This is a genomic window from Telluria sp. LT1R51-2 (assembly GCF_059685775.1).
On sequence record NZ_JCASIM010000001.1, the window covers coordinates 1,228,272 to 1,239,207 of the forward strand.

The 10,936-nt window shown below is 63.5% G+C and carries 12 protein-coding genes; 8 read left to right on the forward strand and 4 right to left on the reverse strand.

Going from position 1 to position 10,936, the window contains the following annotated elements:
- The first annotated feature begins 8 nt into the window (after window positions 1–8).
- The 5 genes from pstA to phoR all read left to right on the forward strand — a co-directional run bounded on the left by pstA (window position 9) and on the right by phoR (window position 4,464).
- Complete coding sequence (gene pstA / locus AC56LH_RS05510) at window positions 9–869, forward strand: phosphate ABC transporter permease PstA (protein WP_258837574.1); 861 nt, start codon at window positions 9–11, stop codon at window positions 867–869.
- Between the two features lie 36 nt (window positions 870–905).
- A complete protein-coding gene (gene pstB / locus AC56LH_RS05515; protein ID WP_258837575.1) occupies window positions 906–1,694 on the forward strand; it encodes a phosphate ABC transporter ATP-binding protein PstB in 789 nt (262 codons plus the stop codon).
- Window positions 1,695–1,762: 68 nt separating this feature from the next.
- On the forward strand, window positions 1,763–2,464 hold the full coding sequence (phoU, locus tag AC56LH_RS05520; protein ID WP_183551093.1) for a phosphate signaling complex protein PhoU: 702 nt from the start codon (window positions 1,763–1,765) through the stop codon (window positions 2,462–2,464).
- A 2-nt stretch (window positions 2,465–2,466) separates the two neighbouring features.
- A complete protein-coding gene (locus AC56LH_RS05525) occupies window positions 2,467–3,153 on the forward strand; it encodes a response regulator (protein ID WP_258837576.1) in 687 nt (228 codons plus the stop codon).
- An 18-nt stretch (window positions 3,154–3,171) separates the two neighbouring features.
- Entirely contained in the window at window positions 3,172–4,464 is a 1,293-nt protein-coding gene (gene phoR / locus AC56LH_RS05530) for a phosphate regulon sensor histidine kinase PhoR (RefSeq protein ID WP_499644696.1), read from the forward strand.
- Between the two features lie 485 nt (window positions 4,465–4,949).
- On the opposite strand, the gene AC56LH_RS05535 is transcribed toward phoR, so the two are convergent.
- From AC56LH_RS05535 to AC56LH_RS05550, 4 genes are read right to left on the reverse strand one after another with little or no spacing between them, the layout of a single operon-like run.
- Window positions 4,950–5,300, reverse strand: a complete 351-nt coding sequence (locus AC56LH_RS05535) for a DUF3325 domain-containing protein (RefSeq protein WP_499644697.1) — start codon at window positions 5,298–5,300, stop codon at window positions 4,950–4,952.
- A complete protein-coding gene (locus AC56LH_RS05540; RefSeq protein WP_499644699.1) occupies window positions 5,297–6,934 on the reverse strand; it encodes a PepSY-associated TM helix domain-containing protein in 1,638 nt (545 codons plus the stop codon). The genes AC56LH_RS05535 and AC56LH_RS05540 overlap by 4 nt, the downstream gene beginning before the upstream one ends.
- Window positions 6,931–7,218 carry a DUF3649 domain-containing protein gene (locus AC56LH_RS05545; RefSeq protein WP_499644701.1) on the reverse strand — a complete coding sequence of 96 codons (288 nt, stop codon included), beginning with the start codon at window positions 7,216–7,218 and terminating at the stop codon, window positions 6,931–6,933. The genes AC56LH_RS05540 and AC56LH_RS05545 overlap by 4 nt, the downstream gene beginning before the upstream one ends.
- 57 nt (window positions 7,219–7,275) lie before the next feature.
- On the reverse strand, window positions 7,276–8,001 hold the full coding sequence (locus AC56LH_RS05550; RefSeq protein ID WP_499644703.1) for a DUF4198 domain-containing protein: 726 nt from the start codon (window positions 7,999–8,001) through the stop codon (window positions 7,276–7,278).
- A gap of 199 nt (window positions 8,002–8,200) precedes the next feature.
- On the opposite strand from AC56LH_RS05550, the gene AC56LH_RS05555 reads away from it, so the two are divergent.
- The 3 genes from AC56LH_RS05555 (at window position 8,201) to carA (ending at window position 10,936) form a co-directional block, all read left to right on the forward strand.
- Window positions 8,201–9,118, forward strand: coding sequence for a patatin-like phospholipase family protein (locus tag AC56LH_RS05555; protein WP_183551109.1), 918 nt, complete (start codon window positions 8,201–8,203; stop codon window positions 9,116–9,118).
- 11 nt (window positions 9,119–9,129) lie between these two features.
- Window positions 9,130–9,540, forward strand: a complete 411-nt coding sequence (locus AC56LH_RS05560; protein ID WP_499644705.1) for a GlcG/HbpS family heme-binding protein — start codon at window positions 9,130–9,132, stop codon at window positions 9,538–9,540.
- Window positions 9,541–9,772: 232 nt separating this feature from the next.
- A complete protein-coding gene (gene carA, locus AC56LH_RS05565) occupies window positions 9,773–10,936 on the forward strand; it encodes a glutamine-hydrolyzing carbamoyl-phosphate synthase small subunit (protein ID WP_499644707.1) in 1,164 nt (387 codons plus the stop codon).

The window sequence follows — 10,936 nt, forward strand, 5'->3', positions numbered from 1 at the left end:
CAACTGAGATGAATACCCCTTCCAAGAACCCGGTGTACCGCCGGCGCCTGCTGGCGCACCGCATCGGCATCACGCTGTCGGTGTGCGCGATGGGCATCGGCCTGGCCTTCCTGGCCTGGATTCTGTTCACGCTGCTGTACAACGGCCTGGGCGGCTTGTCGGCCACGCTGTTCACGGCCGACACCCCAGCTCCGGGTACGCCAGGCGGTGGCTTGCGCAATGCCATCCTGGGCAGCGTGATGATGGTCGGTCTGTCGACGCTGATCAGCACGCCGGTCGGCATCCTGGCCGGTATCTATCTGGCCGAGTACGGCGAGAACAACAAGTTCGCGCAAGTCACGCGCTTCGTGACCGACATCATGCTGTCGGCCCCGTCGATCGTGATCGGCCTGTTCGTGTATGCCATCTACGTTGCCAAGGTCCAGCACTTTTCGGGCTACGCCGGCACGATCGCGCTGTCGCTGATCGCGATCCCGGTCGTTGTGCGCACCACCGACAACATGCTGCGCCTGGTACCGCCCAGCCTGCTCGAAGCGGCCTATGCGCTGGGCGCGCCGCACTGGAAAGTGGCCCTGACGGTGCGCCTGCGCGCCGTGAAGGCCGGCGTCGTCACCGGCGTGCTGCTGGCCGTGGCCCGCGTCACCGGTGAAACCGCGCCGCTGCTGTTCACCGCGCTGAACAACCAGTTCTACAGCCATGACATGAATGCGCCGCTGGCCAACCTGCCGGTGGTGATCTACACCTACGCCATGAGCCCGTATGACGACTGGCGCTCGCTGGCCTGGGCCGGTGCATTGCTGGTAACCACGACCGTGTTGTTGCTGAACATCCTGTCGCGTACGCTGTTCAGCCAAAAAACCCCGAATTAATTCACTCTGATAAACGATAAAGTGATGAACCAAGCCATGCTCAATACGACTCCGACCCCGGCTGCGGCCAAAGCCAAGACGATCGAAATCGAAGGCCTGAACTTCTTTTACGGTAAAACGCAGAGTCTGAAGAATGTCAGCCTCGACATCCACGCCAAGCAGGTGACGGCTTTCATCGGCCCGTCGGGCTGCGGCAAGTCGACGCTGCTGCGCACCCTGAACCGGATGTACGACCTGTACCCGGGCCAGCGCGCCGAAGGCAAGATCATGTACCGCGGCGGCAATATTCTCGACGCAGGCGTCGACGTGAACATGTTGCGCGCCAAGGTCGGCATGGTGTTCCAGAAGCCGACCCCGTTCCCGATGTCGATCTACGACAACATCGCGTTCGGCGTGCGCCTGTACGAAAACCTGTCGAAAGGCGAGATGGACGAGCGCGTCGAGTGGGCCTTGAAAAAGGCAGCGCTGTGGGAAGAAGCCAAGGACAAGCTGTCCAAGAGCGGCCTGTCGTTGTCGGGCGGCCAGCAGCAGCGCCTGTGCATCGCGCGCGGCGTGGCAGTCAAGCCCGACGTGCTGCTGCTCGATGAGCCGACCTCGGCGCTGGACCCGATTTCGACCGCCAAGATCGAAGAACTGATCAGCGAACTGAAGCAGGATTACACGATCACGATCGTGACCCACAATATGCAGCAGGCCGCGCGCTGCTCCGACTACACCGCCTATATGTACCTGGGCGAGCTGGTCGAATTCGGCGAGACGGACCAGATCTTCATGAAGCCGGCGCGCAAGGAAACACAGGACTACATTACGGGCCGCTTCGGCTGATCGAGCTGGCTGACCTTTTTCGGCCGTCCTTGCGGACGGCTTCACAAGAATATTAACGGAGAGTTTGTATGACAGGCGAGCATTCATCCAAGCAGTACGACCAGGAACTCGAAGGGATCCGTTCCCAGGTCTTGCTGATGGGCGGCATGGTGGAAACCCAGTTCGAAGAAGCGCTGGAATGCTTCCGCATCGGCGACATCGCGCGCGCCGAGCGCGTGATGGCCGAAGACCAGGCCGTCAACCAGCTTGAAGTCGCGCTGGACGACGCCTGCAGCCACCTGATCGTGAAACGTCAGCCGACCGCGAACGACCTGCGCACCGTGATGGCCACCATCAAGGTGATCACCGACCTCGAGCGCATCGGTGACGAAGCGACCAAGGTCGCCCGCACGGCGAAAAGCCTGCACGAGCGGGGCGCGACGGGCTTTGCCCATTTCGACATGATCCGCACGATCGCCAAGGCGACGTCCGAACTGCTGCATGATTCGCTCGACGCGTTCGCGCGCCTGGACGGCAAGCAGGCCTTGCAGATCATCGCGGGCGACGAAGTGGTCGACCATGAGTTCCGCGTGATCCTGCGCACGATGGTCACGTTCATGATGGAAGATCCGCGCACGATTTCGTCGGCGCTCGACACGCTGTGGGTGGCCAAGGCCATCGAGCGCATCGGCGACCATGCCAAGAACATCGCCGAATACGTGATCTACGTGGTCGAAGGCCGCGACATCCGCCACAGCAAGCCGACGCTCGGTGAGCCGCCGGTACTGTGAGCATGGCTGACACCACCTCCGTCCTCGTGGTCGAGGACGAGCCGGCGATCGTCGAACTGGTGACCTATTCGCTGCGCGAAGCGGGCTGGGAAATCCGCACGGCCGATACGGCGGCCGGCGCCTGGGACAGCATCAGCCGGGGCAAGCCCGACCTGCTGCTGCTGGACTGGATGCTGCCCGACCAGAGTGGCCTGCGTCTGTTGTCGCGTATTCGCGCCGACCGCGACTTCCAGGAGCTGCCGGTGATCATGCTGACCGCCAAGAGCATGGAAGAAGACAAGCTGGCAGGCCTGAACAGCGGCGCCGACGACTACATCACCAAGCCGTTCTCGCCGCGCGAACTGCTGGCCCGTTCGCGCGCGCTGCTGCGCCGCAAGAGCCCGCACCTGGCCGAAGCGCCACTGCGCGCGGGCAGCGTCACGCTCGATCCGAACAGCTGCACCGTGACGGTCGAGAACCAGCAGATCGATATCGGCAACGCCGAGTACAAGCTGCTCAAGTACCTGCTGGCGCACCGCGAGCGCGTGTTTTCGCGCGCCCAGTTGCTCGACAAGGTGTGGGGCGACCATGCGGTGATCGAAGAGCGCACGGTCGACGTGCACGTGCTGCGGCTGCGCAAGGCGCTGAAATCGGCCGATGGCCTGATCCGCACGGTGCGCAGCGTCGGCTACATGCTGTCCGAAAAATAGTCTGTGTCGAAGGACGCGATGAATCCCAAGTTGCTGTTCTGGGTCCCGGCGCTGTTGCGCCTGGGGCTGTTGTTTGCCTTTGCCGGCCTCGTCTGGTGGTGGATGGGGCTGGTGGCCGGGCTGTCGCTGGCGCTGGCCGCCACTGTCACGGCCATCATCGTGCAGCTGTCGTATCTGCAGAAGCTGGGCGAATGGCTCGAGCATCCACAAGAGACGCGCCTGCCTGACGGCTGGGGCGCCTGGACGGAAGCATTCGCGCGCCTGTACCACCTGCGGCGCGACGACAAGAAGCATCAGGCCGAGCTGACCGAGTGGCTGGCCCGTTTCCGCCAGGCGATGCACCTGCTGCCGGAAGGCGTCGCGATCATGGACGACGTGCTGTTCCTTGAATGGTGCAACCCGGCGCTCGAGCGCCATCTGGGCCTGACGATGGAGCGCGACAAGGGCCTGCGCGTGACCAATCTGGTGCGCCATCCCGACTTCATCGACTACATCATCCTGGGCCGCTACGAGCAGCCGCTCACGCTGGCGTTCAGGGGCCGCAAGATCGAATGCCGCATCATCCCGTTCGAGAACCGGCGCCAGATCCTGGTCACGCACGACGCGACCGACACCGAGCGGATCGAAGCGATGCGGCGCGACTTCATCGCCAACGCCTCGCACGAGCTGAGAACGCCGCTGACGGTGATCGTGGGCTTCCTCGAGATCGCGATGGGCGATCCGGGCCTGGACGTGACCACGCGCACGGCGCACCTGACCTTGATGACCGAGCAGGCGCAGCGCATGCAGCGGCTGATCCAGGACATGCTGACGCTGTCGCGGCTGGAATCGGACGAATTCCCGCTCAAGCGCGAGCGGGTGGATATCAAGCTTCTGGTCGAATCGATTGCGGCCGAAGCGCGTGCGCTGTCGGGTGGCCGGCACACGATCGAGGTGGCGGTGGATGGCCCGGACGTGATGGGCAGCATGGAAGAACTGCGCAGCGCCTTCGCCAACCTGGCATCGAACGCCGTGCGCTACTCGCCCAACGGCGGCACGATCCGCCTGGCCTGGTCACGCGGCCCGGATGCGCTGGCATTTGCCGTCACCGACTGCGGCATCGGCATCGACCCGGAGCACATCCCGCGCCTGACCGAGCGTTTCTACCGCGTGGACAAGAGCCGCTCACGCGAAACGCAGGGCACGGGCCTGGGCCTGGCCATCGTCAAGCACGTGCTGCTGCGCCACGGCGGCAAGTTGACGATCACCTCCCAACCCGGCAAAGGCAGCACCTTCGCCGCCACGCTCCCGAACACCTCCCTGCCGGCGTAACCTCCGACCCCAAAAGCAATTGCCCTACAATTGGGGTCAGAGTCGAATTGTTTGACAACTTTGTGACATGCCGGGGAGATCTTCCGGTTGATCACGAATTGTACGGAAACGTTTGTTTGGCACAATGAGGGTCAGAGTCGAATTAATGAGCAACTTCGAAAGTTGTCAAACAATTCGACTCTGACCCTCATTGTTTTTTTGGCGTTTTAGTTAGAAAAACAATTGATTTCGACTAGGACGATGGGCACGAGCAAGCAAAGCCATCGCTCAATATATTGAGGTACTTTTTTCGGCTTTTTTGACCCGAAAAACATGAGGGTCAGAGTCGAATTAATGAGCAACTTCGAAAGTTGTCAAACAATTCGACTCTGACCCTAATTGTCTTTTGGGCAAGCTGGGGCGAGGAAATTGAGGGTCGGTAAAACGTCGTGGTGCAAGTGGGAAATTGGCCAATAATTCGACTCTGACCCTAATTGTTCCGGATGTTAGGGTAGCAGGAGGAGGGCGGCAGTCAGGGCGGCGGCCGGGATGCCGATCCAGGCGCCTTGGGCGACTTTGCGGGGGGCGTATTGGAGCATGGCGGCGACGGTCCAGGCGGCGACCGACAGGACGCCGCACCACAGCACCGGGCCGACGTGCCAGCCGCGGGCAGCGATGCAGGCGGCGAAGGAGAGTGCCAGGCCCAGCCAGGCCAGTGTGCGCATGCGCATTCTCAGCGCAGGCGCTGGCTCTTTTCCGCGGCCGTGCAGGTCGGCGTAGTGGCGGTCCATCACGATGCCTTTGGCGGCGAATGCGCTGAAGGCGAGGGAAACGCTGCTGAGAAATAGCATGCTCATACGGGCTCCATGGTCGAGGTCGATCCGGCGTCAGCCGCCGTCTGCTTTTTCGCTGCTTTCTGTTTGGCCTTGTGACCCAGCCACCATGCGGCCCAGCCCAGCAATGCGCCCAGTATCAGGACGACGATGTCGAACGCCGCCACCGGTCGCAGGCCTGGGCCGCCGAACAGCGACACGCCCAGGTGCGAATTGGTCGTGAACACGTTCAGTACAGGGATGCCCGCCAGCAGCACCGCGCCCACCGTTAGCTGGAAGCGCCACATTGCCCGCGTCGGCCGGATCTGCGCGAGGAGGGCCGCGGCGCCCCAGGCAATGAAGAACCAGTTGGCTTCGGCGCTGGCGCGCTGCGCCATGTCCACCGGCAGCAGGCGGTTGGCCCAGAAGAACGCGGCAAATGCGATCGGCAGACCGGCAATGGCGCCGATGTTCAGTGCGTCGACGAGGCGCACGCCGAACCCGACGCGTCCGCCTTTGGCGACGATCTTGGCGTACGACTGGCGTTCGCGCACGCCCCATAACAGCGCGCCGGTGGCGACCATCGCGCTGCCGGCCAGGCCGCACACGAAGAACAGTGCGCGCAGCAGCGGATCGGCAAAGTGCGCCAGGTGCATGCCGTAGATCGCGGCGCGCGTGGCGAGCGCCGTGCTCACCGGCGGCGTTTCCGACAGCAGGGCGCCACTGACACCATCGAACGTCATCGCCGGCTCGAGGTTCGACAACTGCTGGCCCGACGGCCGGTACAGTTCCACGCGCGCCGCTGCATCGTTCGGATGGCTGATCGCCACACGCGACGGCGTCACGCCCCACGCCCGCCCGGCCTGTTGGAGCATCGGCCCGATGTCGGCCAGCGGCGCGGCAATGTCCGCCGGCTTGCCGCGCTCGAAGTTGCCGAATACGTCGCTGAACATCGTGTTCTGCTCGTCGCCGTACAGCGCCTTGGTGGGCGCGGGCATGTAGATGAACATCAGCGTCACGATGCCCGTGTACGTGATCATCAGGTGGAACGGCAGTGCCAGCACGGCGGTCGCGTTGTGCGCGTCCAGCCACGAACGCTGGCCTTTCTTCGGCCGGAACGTGAAGAAGTCCTTGAAGATGCGCTTGTGCGTGATCACGCCGCTGATGATCGCCACCAGCATGAACATCGCGCCAATGCCGACAATCCAGCGGCCCCAGATCGCCGGCATGTAGTGCAGGTCGAAGTGCAGGCGGTACAGGAAATCCCCGCCCCGGGTGTCGCGCGGTTTGGCCGTCTGCAGGGCACTTGACGGATCGAGCGTGACATTCTGGTCGCGCAGCGCATTGCGGCGTTCCGCGCGCGTCATGTCTTTTTTCGGCGGATTCTGCCAGGCGGCCTGGATTACCGGATTGCGCTCGTCGGGCAGGTCGATCGTCCAGCGCGTCGCGTTCGGCGCGCGCTCCTGCAGCACGCGCACGGCCAGTTGCGCCGACTGCGCCGGAGAGAGCGTGGCCGGCGCAGCAGCCGCCGCGTGCAGCTCGGGCTTCATCCAGAACGTGATCTCGTGCCGGTAATACGCGGCCGTGCCGCCCATGAACACCAAGAGCAGCAGCCAGCACACGAGCAGGCCAGCCCACGTATGCACCCACGCCATCGATTGCCGCAAGCCGTCCTTCATGCCGTTCCTCCGACCAGCCACAACACCATCCCCAGCACCGCGCACGTTGCAGCCACGCCGACGCAGGCGCGCCGCGCGCTGCTTGTGGCAAAGACCCACAGGATCACGCAGGGATAGATGACGAACGCCAGCAGCGTGGCGATGGTGACGGCGTCGGCGCGTGGCAGCGGCAGCGCCAGCGCAATCAGTGCGCCCCCAAGCGCGGCGAGCATGTAGCCGCCGCCGATCGCGGCCACCGCGCGGGCGGTGACGCCGCCACGGTAGCGCCAGGTGAGCGTGGTCATGAAGCGGGGCCTCTCGTCAGACGAATGATGGCGTCACTGGATACACGGTCAGCCGGATCAGTGTTCGGCGCTTGGCGCCATGGCCGGGCCAGCCGCGACGGCTGCGATGCCCTTTGGCTGTACGACGCTCAGCGACGTGGTGTAGCTGGACGTTGCGTATTGCAGGCCGGCGCGCTCGCCCGCCGTCTTGTCGGTGTGCTCGGTCTCGAGCACATACAGGCCTTTCCATGGCATGTCGAACTTGACGACGCCGCTGTCATCCGACTCCGCTTCTTTCGCCCAGCCACTCTGGACGATGGCATTGACCTTTGCTTTCGGCAGCGGCTGGCCCTTGTAGAACACCTTGAATTCGCCGGCCTTGCCGGTCGGGACGAGGTCGAGCGTCAGCTTCGGCTGCTGCGCAGCGAAGCTGGTGGCCATGCGCGCGGCCGGCACCCAGATGTGGTTGAGCTTCTTGCCGTTCTCATCTGTTTCCCAGCTCGGATAGGCGTTGTCTTCGGCGACGATCGCGTCACCCGCCGCCGGCGTGGCGCCGCTGACGAGGTAACCCTTGGCCGTCTTGTCCAGCTTGAGCGTGCGTTCGCCCTTGGCGCCCAGCAGCGTCGCACTTGGAGCGCCGAACTTGTCGAGCAGGCCCGGCGTGGTTTCACGCTGGTTCAGGGCAAACTCGCCGAACTGCAGCTTGACCACCTTGCCGTCCTGCTCGAACCAGATTTGGTGGGCCTGCGCGGCAGGCGCTGCGACCAGCATGGCGACGAGGGAGGAGAGCAGAATCTTGTTCATGGTGAGCGCTTTGTGGTTATTGATCGGATCAGACGGGCAGTAATGCGACAGGAATTATAATGCGAATCATTCTCATTTCAAAACATTTTTACGACCGTTTCCAGCGGGGCGATGAAGCGGCTTGCCGTCGTGCCCGCCAAGGCATGTCATCAAGAACGCGCCGATGTACAATCGTGCCTCGTTCTTAACGGCCCCCTCTATGCTCTCTCGACGTACTTCCCTCGTGGCCTGCGCCGCGCTGTTGCTGGCCGCCTGCGGCAGCACCCCGACCCCGGCTCCCGTCACTCCCGTTGCCGCTCCCAAGGCGGCGCCATTGCCTCCCAAGAAAATCCGTATCGGCCTGGCCCTCGGTGGTGGCGCCGCGCGTGGCTTCGCCCATATCGGCGTCATCAAGGCGCTCGAAGCCCAGGGCATCTACCCCGAAATCGTCGTTGGCACCAGTGCCGGCTCGGTCGTCGGCGCACTGTATGCGTCGGGCGTAAACGGCTTTGCGCTGCAAAAGACGGCAATGACCATGGACGAGGCCACCATCTCGGACTGGGCGCTGCCGCTGTTCAGCAAATCGACGGGCCTGCTGAAGGGCGAAGCGCTGCAGAGCTATGTGAACAAGGCCGTCAACAACGTACCGATCGAGAAGTTGAAACTGCGCTTCGGCGCCGTGGCCACCGACCTGAAAACGGGCCAGCCGATCCTGTTCAGTCGCGGTAACACGGGCATGGCGGTGCGTGCGTCGTCGTCAGTGCCGAGCGTGTTCCAGCCGGTCGTCATCGGCAACAAGAGCTATGTCGATGGCGGCCTGGTCGCGCCGGTGCCGGTGCGCTACGTGCGCGACATGGGCGCCGATTTCATTATCGCGGTCAATATCTCGAGCGCAACCGAAGGCGCGGCCACGGCCAGCTCGCTCGACGTACTGATGCAGACCTTCTCGATCATGGGCCAGCGCCTGAATCACTTCGAGCTCAAGGATGCCGACGTCGTCATTACGCCGGCACTGGGCAATATGGGCTCGAGCGATTTCGGTGGCCGCAACCTGGCCATCCTGGCGGGCGAGCAGGCCGCCGCCGCGGTCATGCCGCAAATCAAGGCCAAACTGAAACTCAAACAGCAAGTTCCCTGAGAAAGCCCACGATGAACACCAAACCTTACCTGACCCTGGCGGACGCGAAACAGATCGGCGCTGCCGCCGAAGCCGAAGCCCTCGCCAATGGCTGGGCCGTGTCGATCGCCATCGTCGACGATGGCGGCCACTTGCTGTGGCAGCAGCGCCTGGACGGCGCGCCGCCGATCTCGTCGCACATCGCACCCAGCAAGGCCAACACGGCCGCGCTCGGCCGCCGCGAGTCCAAGGTGTATGAAGACGTGATCAATGGCGGGCGCATGTCGTTCCTCAGTGCGCCGAAGCTCGAAGGCATGCTCGAGGGTGGCGTGCCCGTCATCGTCGATGGCCACGTGATCGGCGCGGTCGGCGTCTCGGGCGTGAAATCGAACGAGGATGTGCAGATCGCCAGGGCCGGTATCGCCGCCCTGGGCACGCCGTAAATCAAGGGTACGGGCACATGATTTGTGCCCGTATTTGCTGCAACGCCGCATTGCCGAATGCCGTTGTACGCGCTATAATTCGGAAGTTTATCTAATTCAAACTTCGCCGTAGCGCATACCCACCAACCCTCATTCAACATGACCTCCAACACCCGGCGCAAGCAGTGCAGCGGGGTTAGCTGGATGTCGGTCTGACGTGGCGCAGCTACGGCAACTTTTACGGGAGTTGCCCTTGCCGCCATTCTTTTCCGGCCCCTCAGTCCCGGCCATCCTGGCCCTTGCTGACGGGACCATCTTCAAAGGTTATTCCATCGGCGCCGTCGGTCACACGACCGGCGAAGTGGTGTTCAACACCGCCATGACCGGCTACCAGGAAATCCTTACCGACCCGAGCTATTCGCGTCAGATCGTCACGCTGACCTACCCGCACATCGGTAACTATGGCGTCAACACGAGCGACGTGGAAGCATCGAAAGTACACGCCGCAGGCCTGATCATTCGCGACCTGCCGCTGCTGGCCTCCAACTTCCGCTCGACGCAGTCGCTTGGCGACTACCTGAAGGCCGAGAACGTCGTGGCGATTGCCGGCATCGATACCCGCAAGCTCACCCGCATCCTGCGCGAGAAGGGCGCCCAGGCCGGCGCGATCCTCACGTCGTCGCAGGGCGCCGAGCCATCGGCAGCGCAGGCACTCGAACTGGCGCGCTCGTTCCCTGGCCTGGCCGGCATGGACCTGGCCAAGGTCGTCTCGGTCAAGGCACCGTACGAGTTCACCGAAACCGAATGGAAGCTGGGCGAAGGCTTCGGCAAGCAGACCAATCCCCAGTACCACGTGGTCGCTTTCGACTACGGCGTCAAGCGCAACATCCTGCGCATGCTGGCAGAGCGCGGTTGCAAGGTCACCGTGCTGCCGGCGCAGTCCACCGCCGCCGACGCGCTGGCGCTGAACCCGGACGGTATCTTCCTGGCCAACGGCCCGGGCGACCCGGAACCATGCGACTACGCCATCGCCGCCTCGCGCGAGCTGATCGAAAAAGGCGTCCCGACCTTCGGCATCTGCCTCGGTCACCAGATCATGGCGCTGGCCTCCGGCGCCAAGACCATGAAAATGAAGTTCGGCCACCACGGCGCGAATCACCCGGTGCAGGACCTCGATTCCAGAAAGGTGTTGATCACCTCGCAGAACCACGGCTTTGCGGTCGATCCGACCACCTTGCCCGCCAACTGCCGCGTCACGCACGTGTCGCTGTTCGACGGCTCGCTGCAGGGTTTCGAGCGTACCGACAAACCGGCGTTCTGCTTCCAGGGTCACCCGGAAGCCTCGCCTGGGCCGACCGACGTCGCCTACCTGTTTGACCGCTTCATCGGCCTGATGCAAGCAGCGGAGAAAAAATAA